At 66.8% G+C, this 17,162-nt stretch carries 13 protein-coding genes; 5 read left to right on the forward strand and 8 right to left on the reverse strand.

The window, feature by feature from the left end:
• Positions 1–79: 79 nt before the first annotated feature.
• Both acnA and AC6LKG_RS19355 read right to left on the reverse strand, forming a co-directional pair.
• Positions 80–2,785, reverse strand: a complete 2,706-nt coding sequence (acnA, locus tag AC6LKG_RS19350) for an aconitate hydratase AcnA (protein WP_498167011.1) — start codon at positions 2,783–2,785, stop codon at positions 80–82.
• A 268-nt stretch (positions 2,786–3,053) separates the two neighbouring features.
• On the reverse strand, positions 3,054–3,962 hold the full coding sequence (locus tag AC6LKG_RS19355) for a LysR substrate-binding domain-containing protein (RefSeq protein WP_498167012.1): 909 nt from the start codon (positions 3,960–3,962) through the stop codon (positions 3,054–3,056).
• A gap of 119 nt (positions 3,963–4,081) precedes the next feature.
• Here AC6LKG_RS19355 and AC6LKG_RS19360 point away from each other — a divergent pair, with 119 nt between their 5' ends.
• Both AC6LKG_RS19360 and AC6LKG_RS19365 read left to right on the forward strand, forming a co-directional pair.
• Positions 4,082–5,053 carry a pirin family protein gene (locus tag AC6LKG_RS19360; protein WP_498167013.1) on the forward strand — a complete coding sequence of 324 codons (972 nt, stop codon included), beginning with the start codon at positions 4,082–4,084 and terminating at the stop codon, positions 5,051–5,053.
• Positions 5,054–5,318: 265 nt separating this feature from the next.
• The gene (locus AC6LKG_RS19365) at positions 5,319–7,514 is read left to right on the forward strand and encodes a TonB-dependent receptor (protein ID WP_498167016.1); all 2,196 of its coding nucleotides are present in this window, start codon (positions 5,319–5,321) and stop codon (positions 7,512–7,514) included.
• Positions 7,515–7,575: 61 nt separating this feature from the next.
• Here the strand turns inward: AC6LKG_RS19365 and AC6LKG_RS19370 are convergent, their stop codons facing one another.
• From AC6LKG_RS19370 to AC6LKG_RS19395, 6 genes are all read right to left on the reverse strand, one after another.
• On the reverse strand, positions 7,576–8,343 hold the full coding sequence (locus tag AC6LKG_RS19370; RefSeq protein WP_498167019.1) for an SDR family oxidoreductase: 768 nt from the start codon (positions 8,341–8,343) through the stop codon (positions 7,576–7,578).
• On the reverse strand, positions 8,340–9,335 hold the full coding sequence (locus AC6LKG_RS19375; protein ID WP_498167022.1) for an NAD(P)H-quinone oxidoreductase: 996 nt from the start codon (positions 9,333–9,335) through the stop codon (positions 8,340–8,342). Before AC6LKG_RS19375 ends, AC6LKG_RS19370 begins: the two co-directional genes overlap by 4 nt.
• Positions 9,336–9,354: 19 nt before the next feature.
• Entirely contained in the window at positions 9,355–10,059 is a 705-nt protein-coding gene (locus tag AC6LKG_RS19380; protein ID WP_020928777.1) for an ABC transporter ATP-binding protein, read from the reverse strand.
• Positions 10,052–11,833 carry a branched-chain amino acid ABC transporter ATP-binding protein/permease gene (locus AC6LKG_RS19385; protein ID WP_498167026.1) on the reverse strand — a complete coding sequence of 594 codons (1,782 nt, stop codon included), beginning with the start codon at positions 11,831–11,833 and terminating at the stop codon, positions 10,052–10,054. Before AC6LKG_RS19385 ends, AC6LKG_RS19380 begins: the two co-directional genes overlap by 8 nt.
• Positions 11,834–11,855: 22 nt before the next feature.
• The gene (locus AC6LKG_RS19390) at positions 11,856–12,722 is read right to left on the reverse strand and encodes a branched-chain amino acid ABC transporter permease (RefSeq protein WP_006390231.1); all 867 of its coding nucleotides are present in this window, start codon (positions 12,720–12,722) and stop codon (positions 11,856–11,858) included.
• Between the two features lie 158 nt (positions 12,723–12,880).
• Entirely contained in the window at positions 12,881–14,080 is a 1,200-nt protein-coding gene (locus AC6LKG_RS19395; protein WP_498167028.1) for an ABC transporter substrate-binding protein, read from the reverse strand.
• A 331-nt stretch (positions 14,081–14,411) separates the two neighbouring features.
• Here AC6LKG_RS19395 and AC6LKG_RS19400 point away from each other — a divergent pair, with 331 nt between their 5' ends.
• From AC6LKG_RS19400 to kce, 3 genes are read left to right on the forward strand one after another with little or no spacing between them, the layout of a single operon-like run.
• Positions 14,412–15,194: an SDR family oxidoreductase gene (locus AC6LKG_RS19400; protein ID WP_498167030.1), complete on the forward strand. Its 783-nt coding sequence runs from the start codon at positions 14,412–14,414 to the stop codon at positions 15,192–15,194.
• Positions 15,194–16,156: a 3-hydroxyacyl-CoA dehydrogenase gene (locus AC6LKG_RS19405; RefSeq protein WP_498167032.1), complete on the forward strand. Its 963-nt coding sequence runs from the start codon at positions 15,194–15,196 to the stop codon at positions 16,154–16,156. The genes AC6LKG_RS19400 and AC6LKG_RS19405 overlap by 1 nt, the downstream gene beginning before the upstream one ends.
• Positions 16,149–17,084: a 3,5-dioxohexanoate:acetyl-CoA acetone transferase gene (kce, locus tag AC6LKG_RS19410; RefSeq protein WP_498167034.1), complete on the forward strand. Its 936-nt coding sequence runs from the start codon at positions 16,149–16,151 to the stop codon at positions 17,082–17,084. The genes AC6LKG_RS19405 and kce overlap by 8 nt, the downstream gene beginning before the upstream one ends.
• The last annotated feature ends 78 nt before the right edge of the window (positions 17,085–17,162 follow it).

The raw sequence follows: 17,162 nt of genomic DNA on the forward strand, positions 1-17,162 counted from the left end.
TTCATCTTGAGGCGGCTCGGCGATGAAAAAGCCCCTGGAACCTCGCGGTTCCAGGGGCTTTGCCTTGGCGGCCGGCGCGTTACGCGGCCAGCAATTGGCGCAGCACGAAGGGCAGGATGCCGCCGTGCTGGTAGTAGTCGACCTCGATCGGGGTGTCGATGCGCAGCAGCAGCGTCACGTCCTGCTTGGAGCCATCCTTGCGGGTGATCGTCAGCGTCACGTCCTGCATCGGCTTGATGCCGCTTTCCAGGCCCGAGATGTCGTAGGTTTCCTCGCCGGTGATGCCCAGCGACTGCACGCTGTCGCTGCCCTTGAACTGCAGTGGCAGCACGCCCATGCCCACCAGGTTGCTGCGGTGGATGCGCTCGAAGCTGCGCGCGATGACGGCCTTGACGCCCAGCAGTTGGGTGCCCTTGGCGGCCCAGTCGCGCGACGAGCCGGTGCCGTATTCTTCGCCGCCGAACACCACGGTGGGGGTACCGGCCGCCACGTACTTCATGGCCGCGTCGTAGATCGACATCTGTTCGCCGGTGGGCTGGAACAGGGTCTCGCCGCCCTCGAAGCGGCTGCCGTCAGGAAGCGCCGGGATCATCAGGTTCTTGATGCGCACGTTGGCGAAGGTGCCGCGCATCATGATTTCATGGTTGCCGCGGCGCGAGCCGTAGCTGTTGAAATCGGCCTTCATGACGCCGTGTTCCTTGAGCCATTTGCCCGCGGGCGAGGTTTCCTTGATGGAGCCGGCCGGCGAGATGTGGTCGGTGGTGACCGAGTCGCCGAACACGCCCAGCGCGCGCGCGTTCTTGACGGTCGGCATGGCGCCCGGCGTCATGCCGAAGCCTTCGAAGAACGGCGGCTCGGCGATGTAGGTGGAATCGGGCCAGTTGTAGGTGTCGCCCTTGACGCCCTTGATGTTCTCCCACAGCTTGCCGGGGTTGCTCTTGACCTGGCCGTAGTTGGCCTCGAAGGCCTTGGGGTCCAGCGCGTACTTGAGCAGCGCCTCCACTTCCTCGGTGGTCGGCCAGATGTCGCCCAGCCAGATGTCGCCGTTCTTGCCGCGGCCGACCGGTTCGGTCATCAGGTCGCGCGTCACGGTGCCGGCCAGGGCGTAGGCCACCACCAGCGGCGGCGAGGCCAGGAAGTTGGCCTTGATGTTCGGGTGGATGCGCGCCTCGAAGTTGCGGTTGCCGGACAGCACCGCCGAGCACACCAGGTCATTGCTGGTGATGACCTCGTTCAGGTCGGGCGTCAGGTCGCCGGCGTTGCCGATGCAGGTGGTGCAACCGTAGGCGGCCACGTCGAAGCCCAGCTTTTCCAGGTAGGGCAGCAGGCCGGTCTTGGTCAGGTATTCGGTGACCACGCGCGATCCGGGGGCCAGCGAGGTCTTGATGTGCTTGGGCACCTTCAGGCCGGCTTCCACGGCCTTCTTGGCCAGCAGGCCCGCCGCCAGCAGCACGCTGGGGTTGGAGGTGTTGGTGCAGGAGGTGATGGCGGCGATCAGGATGTCGCCGTTCTTGACCTGGGTGCCGGCGCTGGTGGTGAAGGTCTGCTGCAGCTTCTCGGCCGGCTGGTTGAAGCCGTTCTCGGCGACCGGCTTGGAGAACAGGTCGATGAAGGTGCTCTTGACGTTGCCGATCTCGATGCGGTCCTGGGGGCGCTTGGGGCCGGCCAGCGACGGCGCCACGGTGGACAGGTCCAGCGTCAGCAGCTTGGTGTAGTTGATGTCCTGGGCGGCGGGCACGCCGAACATGCCCTGGGCCTTGAAGTAGGCCTCGAAGGCGGCGATTTCGGCTTCGGTGCGGCCGGTGCCGCGGAAGTAGTCGATGGTGCGGCCGTCGACCGGGAAGAAGCCCATGGTGGCGCCGTACTCGGGCGCCATGTTGCCGATGGTGGCGCGTTCGGCCACGGACAGGCTGGCCGTGCCTTCGCCACAGAACTCGACGAACTTGCCGACCACTTTTTCACGGCGCAGCATTTCGGTGATGGTCAGCACCAGGTCGGTGGCGGTGACGCCGCCGCGCAGTTTGCCCTTGAGTTCCACGCCCACCACGTCGGGGGTCAGGAAGTACACCGGCTGGCCCAGCATGCCGGCCTCGGCCTCGATGCCGCCCACGCCCCAGCCGACCACGCCGATGCCGTTGATCATGGTGGTGTGGCTGTCGGTGCCCACCAGCGAATCCGGGTAGTAGACGTTGTTCTTCTTGTCCTGGTGCACGCCGCGCGCCAGGTATTCCAGGTTGACCTGGTGGACGATGCCGAAGCCCGGGGGCACCACGCCGAAGGTGTCGAAGGCCTGCATGCCCCACTTCATGAACTGGTAGCGCTCCTGGTTGCGCTTGAATTCCAGCTTCATGTTCAGGTCCAGCGCATTCTTGGTGCCGAAGTAGTCGATCATGACCGAGTGGTCCACCACCAGGTCGACCGGCACCAGCGGCTCGATGCTCTTGGGGCTCTTGCCCATCTTGTCGGCCACCGAGCGCATGGCGGCGATGTCCGCCAGCAGCGGCACGCCGGTGAAGTCCTGCAGCACCACGCGCGCCACCACGAACGGGATTTCATCTTCGCGCTTGGCGTTGGCCTGCCAGTTGGCGAGTTGGCGCACGTGTTCCTCGGTGACCTTCTTGCCGTCGCAGTTGCGCAGCACGGATTCCAGCACGATGCGGATGGAGACCGGCAGCCGCTGCACGTCGATGCCCAGGGACTTGCCCAGCGCCGGCAGCGAATAGTACTGACAGGACTTGTTGCCGATCTTGAAATTCTTGAGTGTATCGAGGGTGTTGTGCGGCATGATGGACTCCGTGGTTTTGCCCGCGTAAAGCCGGCATTTTCAGGCGTTTCGGCGCGTTTGTCATTCCGGGTGACGGCGGCGCGGGCGCGATTCGTGTCTTATATCTTATATAAGACTCAAGGGGCGCGTCAAAGTTCCGCCCCGCGCCCGGCGGCGGTTGCACGGTAAGCGCGCAACGCCTTACTTTGGCGCACGCGCGTCGTCCCTGCAAGCCCCCCGGGTTTTAACAAAGAAGTCCTACAGGCGCATGGCCGGGCAGGACGCCGGATCAGGCCAGCAATGCCGGCATTTCCGCCGCGGCGAAATCCAGAAAGCGCCGCAAGGCCAGCGGCGCGCCGCGGCGCGCCGGGATGACCGCATAGATGCGGGCCCGGGCGGTCTGCCAGGCCGGCAGCAACTGGACCAGGCCGCCTTCGGCCAAAGCGCCGGCGCACAGATAGTGGGGCAGCAGCGCCACGCCCAGGCCGGCGCGCGCCATCTCGCGCAGCGCCGCCAGGTTGCTGCTGAGGCAGCGGGGGCGGAATTCGAGCGACTCGGCTTCACCCGCGGGGCCGGTGAAATGCCAGCTTTGCGGGCTGTCCTGGGTGGCATGGGCCAGCAGCGGCAACGCGCTCAGTTCGCGCGGATGGCGCGGCGCGGCCCGGGCGATCTCCGGGGCCGCCACCAGGGTCTGCGGGATCGGCGCCAGTTCGCGCGCCACCAGTCGCGAATCGGTGAGTGAGGCGCCCTGGGCGCGGAAGGCCAGGTCGTAGCCTTCGCCCACCAGGTCGATGATCTGGTCGCGGGTGTCCAGCAGTACCCGCACGCCGGGATGCTTCAGGCAGAAGCGCGCCACCAGTTCGCCAAGCAGGGTCACGGCCAGCGCGGAGGGCGCGGTCATGCGCAGCAGGCCGCTGGGCGTGTCGCCCATCGCCGCCGCCAGGTCGAAGGCGCTGCGGGCCTCGCGCGCCATCGCCAGGGCATGGACGTAAATCTGTTCGCCCATGGGCGTGAGCGAGACCCGGCGGGTGTTGCGTTGCAGCAACCGCAGGCCCAGGCGCGCTTCCAGCTCGGCCACGCGCCGGCTGAGCTTGGAACGTTGCATATTGAGCACGCGGGCGGCGGCGGAAAAGCCGCCTTTTTCCACCACCTCGGTGAAAAGCAGCAGGTCGTCGAGATGATGAATGTAGGAGTGCATGCGGCCAGCTTTTGGGGATTGTCCTGTAATTCAGGACAATTATTCCTGAAATTGGCCTCTACTGTCCCGCGCGCGGAACTCATAAGCTCTGCGCCACCCCAAAACCAGGCTGCACACCCTTGACCATCCGCCTCAGCCCTCCCGTGGCCCGATTCTTCGAACCCGAGGGCGACATCTGTTCGTACCGGCATTTCCGATATACCGATTTTCCCCAGGGCATGTCGCCGCTGGTCCTGGTGGACCACTTCGTCATGACCGGGCCGGCCGTCGCGCCGCATCCCCACGCAGGCATGTCGACGGTTACGCTCTTGCTGGAGGACACGCTGGGCGGCCTGCGCATCCGCGACAGCCTGGACAACGAGCACGAGGCCCGGGCGGGCGACCTGCATTGGACGGTGGCGGGCCGCGGGGTGGTGCACGGCCACGAACTGGTGGACACGGCGCGGCTCAACGGCCTGCGGTTGTACGTCAATCTGCCCGAGCGGCTGAAATCGCTGCCGCCGTCGGCCATGCTGGTGAAGGCTTGGGAAATGCCGGTGCTGCAGAGCGATGCCGGCCGTGTGCGGGTGGCCGCCGGCTGTTACGAGGGCTGGGCCGCGCCTTTGGAAACGCCTGAGCCGCTGTTGATCCTTGACGGCTGGCTGCGCCCGGGGGCGTCGCGCCTGGTGCCATTGCCGGCGGGGTGGAACGCCTGGCTGTATGCCGTGCGGGGGGAAATGGGCGTGCGGGCCCGGCACGACGCCACGCCGCCGCCGGGTCCGCCGCCGACGCCATTGCCGATGCCGGCGGCGCGCCTGCGCGCGCGAGCGCGCGGGCCGGTCGCCGCCAGGCGCGCCATCGATCCCGATTTCGCCATCCTGCCGCCTGGCGCGGCGCTGACGGCCATGGCGGATCGGGAAGGGCTGCTGCAGTTGCTCGCGGCCTGTGCGCCGGTGCATTTCATCCTGGTCGCCGGGCCCGCCATCGACGAACCGGTGATCCAGCGCGGTCCCTTCATCATGACGGATACGCGTGCGCTCGCCCAGGCCGTGGCGGCCTACGAAGCGGGGCAATTCGGCCGCTTGCGCGGCGAAGCCGGGCCACCGGGCTGACTGCAACGCGTCAGAAGCGAGGGCAGGGATGTTGTCTGATGACAACATAATAGATTTCTATATCAGGGACGCAATGATAATGATTTCCTTTTATCTAGAATCGAGTCCGCACGATCTCAAGACCCTTTGGTGAACGGACTCGACAAGGCCGGCCCCGTCCGGCTCCGCCGCAGTTCGAGTGGCAAGCCGTTATCCGCGCGTGACCCCATCGGGATTTTTGCGATTCCCTGCTTCTCGCGAAGCGCCCGCCTACTGACATCCCGATATGAAAATCCGAATGCTCGCCTATGTGGTTGCGGCCCTGCCGTACGCCGTCCATGCCCAATCCGCCGCGCCCGCCGACGACGCGGGTGTCGTCTCGATGGATGCGATCAAGGTCGAGGCCAGCGCCGACGCCTCGGCCGGCGGCCTGGCCCAGCCCTACGCGGGCGGCCAGGTGGCGCGCGGCGGCCGGGTGGGCGTGCTGGGCACGCAGGACATCATGAGCACGCCGTTCAGCATCACCAGCTATACCAACGAGCTGATCCAGGACAAGCAGGCGCGCAGCGTCGGCGACGTGCTGCAGAACGACTCGGGTGTGCGCGTGGCGCGCGGCTTCGGCAATTTCCAGGAGTCGTACTTCATCCGCGGCTTCATCCTCAGTTCCGACGACGTGGCCTACAACGGTCTGTACAGCCTGCTGCCGCGCCAGTACATCGCCACCGAGCTGTTCGAGCGGGTCGAGGTGCTGCGTGGGGCATCGGCTTTCCTGACGGGCGCCTCGCCGGGGGGCGATGGCATCGGCGGCGCCATCAACCTGGTGCCCAAGCGCGCGCCCAACGAGCCGCTCACCCGCTTTACCACCGGCATCTCCAGCGGCGGCCAGTTCTCGGTGTCGTCCGACATCGCGCGCCGCTTCGGCCCGGACGACAGCACCGGCATCCGCCTGAACGTGGCCAACCGCAGCGGCGGCACCGGCATCGACGACGAACATTCCCGTACCAGCCTGGTGTCGCTCGGCCTGGACTGGCGTTCGGCCGACACGCGCCTGTCGGCCGATATCGGCTGGCAGGAGAACAAGCTCAAGCGCGCGCGGCCGAACGTGACGCTGCGCGGCGCGACCAGCGTGCCGGATGCGCCGGATGCCAGCGCCAACTATGCCCAGCCCTGGTCGTACTCGAACGAGCGTGATGTGTTCGGCACGGTGCGCGCCGAGCACGACTTCAGCGACAAGCTGACCGGCTGGGCCGCCTTCGGCATGCGTCGCAGCGACGAGGCCAACTCGCTGGCCAACGTGACCGTGACAAATGGCAGCACCGGCGACGGCAATTTCTACCGCTTCGACAATACGCGCAAGGACAGCGTCAACACCGGCGAACTGGGTCTGCGCGCCAAGATGCGCACCGGTCCGGTCGGCCATGAATTTGTGGTATCCGCGTCTTTCTTTGATCTCAAGAAGAAGAACGCGTACGTCATGGACTACCTGAACACCTCCCCGACCAACATCTATGACCCGCTCAGCTACGACCGTCCGGCCTACAGTTCCAAGGCGCTGTTCGGCAACGACCTGGACGATCCTGCGTTGCAGGGCCGCACGCGCCTGAGCAGCTATGCGTTCGGCGACACGCTGTCGTTCCTGGATGACAAGGTGCTATTGACCCTGGGCATCCGCCACCAGCGCCTGTCCTCGCGCAGCTACGCCTACAACACCGGCACGGAAAACGGCGCCTATGACGCCAGCCGCAATTCGCCCGCTGCCGGCATCGTCTTCAAGATGACGCCGAGCGTGTCGTTGTACGCCAATTACATCGAAGCCCTGGTCGCAGGCGATACGGCGCCGCAGACCGCCAACGGCAAACCCGTGCCCAACGCCGGCCAGAGCCTGCAGCCGTACGTGTCCAAGCAGAAGGAAATCGGCGTCAAGTACGACGGCGGCGGCCTGGGCGCGGGCCTGGCGCTGTTCTCCACCGACAAACCGCGTTCGGCCTACAACGCCAGCAACGAATTCACCGCCTCCGGCAAGGACCGCCACCAGGGCGTCGAATTGACCGTGTTCGGGGAACCCGTCAACCGCGTGCGCGTGCTGGGCGGCATGACCTTCCTGGACGCCAAGCAGCGTTCCACCGGCAACAGCGCCATCGACGGCAACCGGGTCATCGGTGTGCCGCGCTTCCAGGCCAACCTGGGCGCGGAATGGGACATTCCCGGCGTGCAGGGCCTGACGGTGGATGGGCGCGTGGTCTACACCGGCGCCTCCTATGCGGACGACGCCAACACCCTCAAGGTGCCCGGCTGGACCCGCTTCGACGCCGGCCTGCGCTACATGATGGACGTCGACGGCCACGTGGTGACGCTGCGCGCCCGCGTCGAGAACATCGCCAACCGCAACTACTGGTCGTCGGTGGGCGGCTACCCGGGCAACGGTTACCTGGTGCTGGGCGGCCCGCGCACCTTCTCGTTGAGCGCCAGCATGGACTTCTGAGCGCGGATGCCCGCCGCCAGGCGGGCGCCGCGCAGGCCAGGAAAGGCAACGCCCCGGCGGTCTAGGTCATCAGCCAGCCGCCGGCCACGTCCAGCACCTGCCCGGTCACGAACCGCGCCTGGTCCGAAGCGAAGAACAGGCAGGCGTCGGCCACTTCCTCGGGCGTGCCGAGCCGGCGCAGCGCGGTGACCTCGGCCACCGCGTCGTTGATCTCCCTGGGCACGCTTTTCAGCAGCGGCGTGCTGATGCGCCCCGGCGCCAGGCCGTTGACGGTGACGTCGTGCTCGCCCAGCTCCGCGGCCCAGTGGCGCGTCAGGCCCAGCAGCGCCGCCTTGGTGGCGGCGTAGTGCGCGGCGACGATGTCGCAATAGGCCTTGCCGGCCACCGACGACATGTTGATCACGCGCCCCTGGCGCTGGCGCACCATGTGCGGCGTGGCCAGGTGGGTCATGTAGAACACGCTGTTCAGGTTGACCGCCACCACCTTGTCCCATTCGCCCGGCGTCATCTCCCACACCTTCAGCGCGCGGCCATCGGTCTTGGGCGAGATGCCGACATTGTTGACCAGGATGGTGGCCGGGCCCAGGTCGCGCGTGACGCGGTCGTAGGCGGCCTGGCATTGGTCGAAATGCGAGACGTCCGCGTGCACGAAGGTCACGGCATGGCCGCGTTTTTTCAGTTCCTGCTCATAGGCCTGGCCGCCCTGCGAATTGAAGTCGATCAGCCCGACCTTGCCGCCTTCGGCCAGGAAGCCCTCGACGATGGCCGAACCGATGCCGCCGACCGCGCCGGTGACGATGGCCACCTGGCCCTGGAAGCGCGCGCTCATGGCTTTACCTGCAGCATGATCTTGCCGATGTGCCGGCTGCTTTCCATCAGTGCGTGGGCCTGGGCCGCTTGTTCCAGCGGGAACACCTGGTGGATCAGCGGCAGGCAGCGCCCCTGTTCCATCAGCGGCAGCACCTTGTCGGCCAGCGCCTGGGCGATGGCGCCCTTGTCTTCGTCGGAACGCGGACGCAGGGTGGAACCGGTGAACGACAGCCGCTTTGTCATGATGGGCAGGGCGTCGATCTCGGCCTTGCTGCCTTCCAGGAAGGCGATCTGCACCAGCCGGCCATTGACCGCCAGCAGGCGAATGTTCTTGTTGATGTAGGCGCCGCCGACCATGTCCAGGATCACGTCCACGCCCTGGCCGCCGGTGGCCTGGCGGATCTCGGCCTCGTAGTCGGTGTCGCGGTAGATCACGGCGTGGTGCGCGCCGGCCTTCAGGCAGGCCTCGGCCTTTTCCTGGTTGCCGACGGTGGTCCAGACCTCGGCGCCGAAGGCACGCGCCAGTTGGATCGCGGTCAGGCCGATGCCGCTGGAGCCGCCGTGCACCAGGAACTTCTCGCCGGCCGCGAGGCGGGCGCGTTCGAACACGTTGGTCCAGACGGTGAAGTAGTTCTCCGGAATGGCGGCGGCCGACAGCAGGTCCAGGCCGCGCGGCACCGGCAGGCAGTGGCGCTCGTCGGCCAGGCAGTACTGCGCATAGCCGCCGCCGGGCGTCAATGCGCAGATCCGGTCGCCGACCTGCCAGCGGGTGGCGTCCGGACCGACGGCGACGATGGTGCCCGCGACCTCCAGCCCAAGATAGGGCGAGGCGCCGGGCGGCGGCGGATACGAGCCCGAGCGTTGCAGCACGTCGGGGCGGTTGACGCCGGCGTAGGCCACCTCGATCAGCACCTGGCGGCTGGCGGGCGCGGCCATCTCGCGTTCGGCCAGGCGCAGGCAGTCGGGCGCGCCGCCGGTGCCGTGGTCGATGAATGTGCAGCGTAGAGACATGAATGCGGTCCTTCGGATTTCAATGGCCCAGATAGGCCTTCTTGACATGGGGATCGGCCAGCAGCTCGGCGCCGGTGCCGGTGCGCACGATGGCGCCGTTTTCCAGCACGTAGCCGCGGTCGGCCAGGCGCAGGGTGCGGAACACGTTCTGCTCCACCAGCAGCACCGTGACGCCGTGCGAGGTGACGTCGCGGATGATGTCGAACATCTGCTGCACCAGCAGCGGCGACAGGCCCAGCGAGGGCTCGTCGAACACCAGCAGCTTGGGATCGGCCATCATGCCGCGCGCGATCGCCACCATCTGCTGCTCGCCGCCGGACAGCGAGCCGGCGTACTGCCCCAGGCGCTCGCGCACCCGCGGGAAGATCTGCAGCACTTCCTCCAGCTTGCGCTGCACGATGGGGCGGGCGGCGCGCTTGTACGAGCCCATCAGCAGGTTGTCGCGCACCGTGAAGTGGGGGAACAACTGGCGGCCCTCGGGAATCATGGTGATCCCGGCGTCGACGATGTCGTAGGGCGTGCGGTTGGTCAGGTCGCGGCCCTCGAACTCGACCCGGCCGGCGGTGGCGGCGACCACGCCGCACAGCGTCTTCAGGGTGGTGGTCTTGCCGGCGCCGTTGGCGCCGATCAGCGTCACGATCTCGCCCGCATTGACCTCGAAGTTCAGGCCGTTGAGCACCTGGCTCTTGCCGTAGCCCGACGACAGATCCGAAACCTTAAGCATCCTGGTACTCCTTGCCCAAATAGGCTTCGATGACGGCGGGGTTCTCGACCACCTCCTGGGGGGCGCCGCTCACCAGCACCGCGCCTTCGTTCAGCACGATGATGCGGTCCGACAGCGCCATGGTGGCCTGCATCATGTGCTCGATCAGCAGCACCGACACGCCCGAATCGCGGATGCGGCGGATCATCTTGATCGACTTCTCGATGTCGGTCGGGTTCAGGCCCGCCATGACCTCGTCCAGCAGCAGGATGCGCGGCCGGATCGCCAGGGCGCGGGCGATCTCCAGCCGCTTCATGCCGCCCACCGTCAGGCTGCGGGCCTCGGTGTTAAGGTACTTGAGCAGGTCGGTTTCCTCGGCCACCTTGAGCGCGATCTGCTCGGCCTCCTCGCGGTCGGCGGTGTGGATGAAGGCGCCCAGCATGATGTTCTCCAATACCGTCAGGCCGGTGAACGGCTTGGCGATCTGGAAGGTGCGGCCCAGGCCCTGGTGCGCGAACTCGTCCGGCGTGCTGCACGAGACCCAGTTGCCCTTGGCGTCGACCATCGACACCGCGCCTTTGTCGGGCGAGAGGAAGCCGGACAGCAGATTGAACACCGTGGTCTTGCCGGCGCCGTTGGGGCCGATCATGCCCAGGATTTCGTGCTGGTTCAGCGTGAGCGATACGTCATTGGTGGCGCGCAGGCCGCCGAAGCTCTTGAACAGGTTCTCGGCCTTGAGCACCGGCTGCTCGCGCCGTGCCGCGTCGGTCGGGCGGGCCGCCTCCACCAGTTGGCGCCGGGCGCGCGGCGTGCCCAGGTAGGGCAGGCGCGCCAGCGCGCGCTCGATCGCCGGGCCGAAGGCGCCGGCCAGGCCGCGCGGGATGGTCAGCACCACCGCCACCAGGATCAGGCCGTAGATCAGCCCGTGCATGCCGTTGCCGACACTCGACAGCCAGCCGCGCGCCAGCTCGGCGATCGGCAGCACCAGGAAGGTGCCGGCGATGGGGCCGGCCACCGTGCCCAGGCCGCCGATCAGCGCGAACATCGCCACCTGGATCGACAGTTCCAGCGAGAAGGCCGAGCTGGGATCGACGAAGGTCAGGTAGGTGATGTGGAAGGTGCCGATGATGCTGGTCAGCATGGCCGACACCACCGCGGCGATGATCTTGACGCGCACCGTGTGGATGCCCACCGCCAGCGCCGCGTCCTCGCGTTCGCGGATGGCGATCAGGTAATGGCCGATGCGCGACTTGCGGATGTACCACGAGACCCAGGTCACCAGCAGGAACAGGCCGAAGGCGATGATCACGTAGTTGATCTTTTCGCGGAACACGATCCAGGTCCAGCCGATGTTCAGCGGCAGGCTGATGCCGCTGGAGCCGCCGGTCCAGCTTTCCTCGTGGATCACCAGCAGCCGCACCACTTCCAGGATGGCGATGGTGGCCAGCGCGAAGAACGGGCCGCGCAGGCGCAGCGTGGGATAGCTGATCAGGATCGCCACGGCCCCGGAAATGGCCGCGCCCGCCAGCATGCCGAACCACGGCGAGATGCCGAAGTTCTGCGTCAGCAGGGTGGCGGTGTAGCCGCCGATGCCGTAGAACACCGCATGGCCCAGCGACAACTGGCCGGCGTAGCCGCCGACGATGTTCCAGGCCACCGACAGCGCGGAAAAGACGAACAGCAGGACGAACAGGTTGGTCCAGAATGGCGTGCCGGCGACGACGGGCACGATGAACATGACGATCAGCAGGATCAGGCTGACGTAGGCTTTGGGGCTTCGAAAGTCGGGAAACACGTCTCGCTCCTTGGGGCTCTGATCACTCTGTGCCGACGCCGAACAGGCCGGTCGGACGCAGGACAAGGATCAAGAGGAAGATCCCGAAATAGACGACCTCTTTCAGGTCGGGGGCGATGTAGTAGCCGGCCAGCGTATCGACGATGCCGATGATCATGGACCCGGCCACCGCGCCGTACAGGCTGCCCAGGCCGCCCAGCACCACGATCACGAAGGCGGTCAGCACGAAATACGTGCCCACCGTCGGGAACACCGGATACTGCGGCGCCAGCAGGCCCGCGGCGATGCCGACGAAGGCGGTTCCCAGGCCGAAGGCGATGGCGTAGACGTTGTTGACGTTCACGCCCATCAGCGTGGCGGCGTAGCGGTGCTGCGCCACCGCCCGCAGCGCGCGGCCCAGGTAGGTGCGGTGCATGAACAGGTGCAGCAGCACGGCCAGGCTCAGGCCGACCACGAAGGTGACCAACTGGCCGGTGACCATGGAGTAGTTGCCGACGTCGATGGCGCTGGTGCCCAGTTGCACCGGGGCGCGGAACACGTTGGCGCCGAAGATCACCAGCGCCAGGTTCAGCAGGATGGTGGACACGCCCACCGTGGCGAAGATCTGGATGTGCTGGTCGGCGTTGAGCAGCGGCTGGATGATGCCCTTCTGCGTCAGCGCGCCCAGCGCGAACAGGATGACCGCCACCGGCACCAGGCCGATGTACGGATGCACGCCGAACTGCGCCGCGATCAGATAGACCAGGTACATGCCGATCATCAGGAATTCGCCGTGCGCGAAGTTGACGACGCGGACCACGCCGAAGATCAGTGTCAGCCCCAGACTGATGATGGTGTAGGCGCCGCCCAGCAACAGGCCGTTGATGACCAGTTGTATGAAGATATCCATGGTGCAACCTCTTAGAGCGGGACCGGCGCCGGCGCCGCGCCGTCATGGGCGGGGCCGGAGCCGCGGGCCCCAGTGAAACGCCGGACGCCCCCGAGCGTCCGGTTGCCGGCAAGTCGTCGCGGCCGGCGCGATGGCGTCATCGCGCCGGCCCTGGCGTTTTATTTCTTGAAGACGGGCTTGCCGAGCGCGAGGTTGTCCGGGGCGATGGTGACCAGCTTGCCGTCCTGCCACTGCATCACGTAGAAGGAGGAGGCATTGTTCTGGCCGTCCTCGCCGAAGTCGAAGCCCCAGCCATTGGCCGTCTGGCCGGCGGGTTTCTTGTAGGCCAGCACGGCCGCGCGGATCTTGTCCTTGTCGGTCGACTTGGCATTGGCGATGGCTTCGAAGAAGGCCTTGGCGCCGACGTAGTTGGTCAGGCTGTGGCCCGATTGCGGGTCGCTCTTGTAGGTGGCTTTGTAGGCTTGCAGGAACTTGTCCAGGCCGGGCGCGCCGGCCGGGTTGATGGACGCCTGCGGGAAGTCCAGGTCGAACACGCCGTTCATGTCGGCGCCCACGGCCTTGGCGGTATCGGCCAGCGAGTAGCCGCCGCCAGCGCCGATCACCACCTTGGGCTTGAAGCCGGCGGCGCGCGCCTGGCTGAAGTACAGGATGGCGTCGTTCTGGTACGCGGTCTGCAGCACCACGTCGACCTTGGCGCCCTTCAGGCGCAGGATCAGCGAGGACAGGTCGACCGTCTTGGCCGAGTAGGGCAGCACTTCGGCCACGGTGTAGCCGAGTTCCTGGGCGCGCTTTTTCTCGGTGGCGGCCACGTCGGTGCCGTAGGGGCCGTCTTCGTGGATGATGCCGATGCGGATGTTCTTGGGGTTCAGCCCCATGCCCGGCGCGATGATGTCGTGCAGCGCATTGACCACCGCCACGCCGTACAGCCCGGTATTGGGGTTGCTGCGGAACAGGTACTTGTAGCCGCGCGTGGTGATCTTGTGGGCGGTGGCGCCCAGTTCGAAGTAGGGCACGCCGGCCAGTTCGGTCACGGGCGAAGCCGCGTACGAGATGCCGGAGGCGTAGCTGCCGAACACGCCAACCACATCGGACGAGATCAGGCGTTTCGTTTCGGACACGGCCTGGGTCGGGTCGACCGCGTCGGCCTTGATGATCTGGATCTTCTCGCCGTTGATGCCGCCGGCCGCGTTGATTTCGTTGACGGCCAGTTCCAGACCGCGGTAGCTCTCTTGTCCCAGCAGCGCGAGCGCGCCGCTGAACGGGAACAGGGCGCCCACTTTCATGTCGGCCGCCGCGGTGCCGCTGGCCATGGCGCCGCACAGGCCCAGCGCGATGGCGAATTTGTTGATCTTGAACACTGTCTACGCTCCTTTGTGGATATGGGGGCGGACTTTCTTTTGTCTCGTCCGTCTTTTTTAAAATATATGATATATGCGCCGGCGGGGTACGGAAACCTCGTTGTGGATTCTAGTGCCGGACTCGTCCGGCTGAATCGGGGATTTCCCTCAAACCGCATGGATAAAGCGTTTCGGGGCGGTTTGGGGCTGCGGGAAAGCTTGAATTCCGCTCTGCGGATGCTGTTTTTCAGATGTTTTCCAGGCTTGCGAACGGGCAAGAAAACTCCCCGTAAGATCATATATCCTATATGATCAAAAGACGTTTCAGCAGAAGAAACCAGGAGACAGGAGCATGTTCGAGGAAGTGGATTTCGCCGGCAAAAGGGTGCTCGTCACCGCCGGCGCCGATGGGCTGGGCCTGGAAATGGCGCAGGTGTTCCACCGGGCCGGGGCCGCGGTGCTGGTGTGCGACGTCAATCGCGACCGCCTGGCGGCCCTGCCGGCCGAGTTGCCCGGCGTGCGGGCGGTGCACGCGGATGTGTCGGATGAAGACAGCGTAGCGGCCCTGTTCGAGGCCGTGCGTCAGCAGCTCGGCGGACTCGACATCCTGGTCAACAACGCAGGCGTGGCCGGCCCCACCGGTTTCGTCGAGACGCTTTCCAAGGCCGACTGGGACCGCACCCTGGCGGTCAACATCACCGGCCAGTTCCTGTGCGCGCGCCAGGCCATTCCCCTGCTCAAGCAGTCGCGCGCCGGCGTCATGATCAACCTGTCGTCGGCCGCGGGCCACCTGGGCTTTGCCGGGCGCTCGGTCTATTCGGCGTCCAAGTGGGCGGTGATTGGCTTTACCAAGTCGCTGGCGATCGAGTTGGGCGGCCACGGCATCCGCGTCAACGCCATCCTGCCAGGCGCGGTCGAAGGGCCGCGCATCCGTGCCGTGATCGAGGCCAAGGCCAGGACCCTGGACAAGCCGGTCGAGGAAATCGCCGCGCTCTACGAGAACCAGGCGGCGCTGGGTCGCATGGTCACGGCGCGCGACATCGCCAACATGGTGCTGTTCAATGCCAGCGAGGCCGCCCGCAGCGTCACCGGGCAGGCCATCGTGGTGGACGGCTTCACGCAGAAGCTCTACTGATGGCGGCCGATCCGCGGCGGCGCCGCGCCGCCATCATCGGCACCGGCCTGATCGGCCAGGCCTGGGCCATCGTGTTCGCGCGCCAGGGCTGGCAGGTGCGGCTGTACGACGTCAACGCCGCCATGTTGGCCGAGGCCGGCGCGCTGATCCGGCGCCAGCTGGATGCATTGCAGGCGCACGGCCTGCTGCGCGACGCGGCGGCGGCCGCCGCCCGCATCGAAGTGGCCGCCAGCCTGCCCGAGGCGCTGGCCGGCGCCCGCTACATCCAGGAGAACTCGCCCGAGCGGCTCGACCTGAAGCGCGAGCTGTTCGCGCAATTGGACGCGGCGGCCGACCCCGACGCCATCATCGGCAGTTCCACGTCCAGCATGCCCGCCAGCGAATTCACCGAAGACCTGCCCGGCCGGGCGCGCTGCCTGGTGGCGCATCCGGTCAATCCGCCTTACCTGATTCCGGTGGTGGAGCTGTGCCCGGCGCCCTGGACCAGCGAGGCCGCCATGCAGGCGGCGCGCGACATCATGCTGGATATCGGCCAGAAGCCGGTGACGATGCGGCGCGAGATCGAGGGTTTCATCCTCAACCGCCTGCAGGGCGCGCTGCTGCACGAGGCGTTCCGCCTGGCCGCCGCCGGCATCGCCAGCGCCGAGGACATCGACACCACCGTCAAGGACGGCCTGGGCCTGCGCTGGTCGTTCATGGGGCCGTTCGAGACCATCGACCTGAACGCGCCCGGCGGCCTTGCCGACTACTGCGCGCGCTACGGCGGGCTGTACCAATCCATCGGCGCCAGCCAGCGCGAACCCGTGCCCTGGGACGGCGCGCTGGTCGAGGCCCTGGCGGCCGAGCGGCGCGGCCTGCTGCCGGCCGAAGACCTGACGGCGCGCCGCTACTGGCGCGACGAACAACTGATGCGCCTGATGCGCCACAAGCAACACCAAGACAACGGAGACGAAAATGGCTAAGCCGAAACAGAAAGTCGTGATCACCTGCGCCGTGACGGGCGCCATCCACACCCCCAGCATGTCGCCGCATCTGCCGGTGACGGCCGACGAGATCGCCGAGGCCGCCATCGGCGCGGCCCGTGCCGGCGCCGCCGTGCTGCACCTGCACGCGCGCGACCCCGAGACCGGCAAGCCGTCGCAGGACCCGGCGCTGTTCGAGCCGTTCCTCAAGCGCATCAAGGCCGAGACCGACGCCATCATCAACATCACCACCGGCGGCAGCCCGCACATGACGGTGCAGGAGCGCATGCGGCCGGCCACCACCTTCAAGCCGGAGCTGGCGTCGCTGAACATGGGCTCGATGAACTTCGGCCTGTTTCCGATGCTGGGCCGCTTCCAGGACTTCAAGCACGAGTGGGAGCGCGAGCACCTGGAGAACAGCCGTTCGCTGATCTTCCGCAACACCTACCAGGACATCGAATCGATCCTGGAGCTGGGCAATGCCAACGGCACCCGCTTCGAGTTCGAGTGCTACGACATCAGCCACCTGTACAACCTGGCGCACTTCGTCGACCGGGGGCTGGTGAAGTCGCCGCCGTTCATCCAGTCGGTGTTCGGCATCCTGGGCGGCATCGGCCCGCACCCTGAAGACCTGATGCACATGAAGCGCACCGCCGACCGCCTGTTCGGCAATGACTACGAATGGTCGATCCTAGGCGCCGGCCGCAACCAGATGCCGCTGGCCACCATCGGCGCGGCCATGGGCTCGAACGTGCGGGTGGGGCTGGAGGATTCGCTGTGGATCGGGCCGGGCCAATTGGCCGAGTCGAACCGGTCGCAGGTCGAGCGCATCCGCACCATTCTGGAGGCGCTGAATCTGGAAGTGGCCACGCCGGCCGAGGCCCGCGCCAAGCTGGGCCTGAAGGGCGGCGACAACGTGGCGTTCTAGCATTCGCCAATTGCGCTGGCGATGCGTTCCCAAGGGGGTACCCCGGCAACGCATCGCACGGTCTGAAGCGCGCTGGGT

This window comes from Achromobacter sp. 46006 (assembly GCF_059761975.1).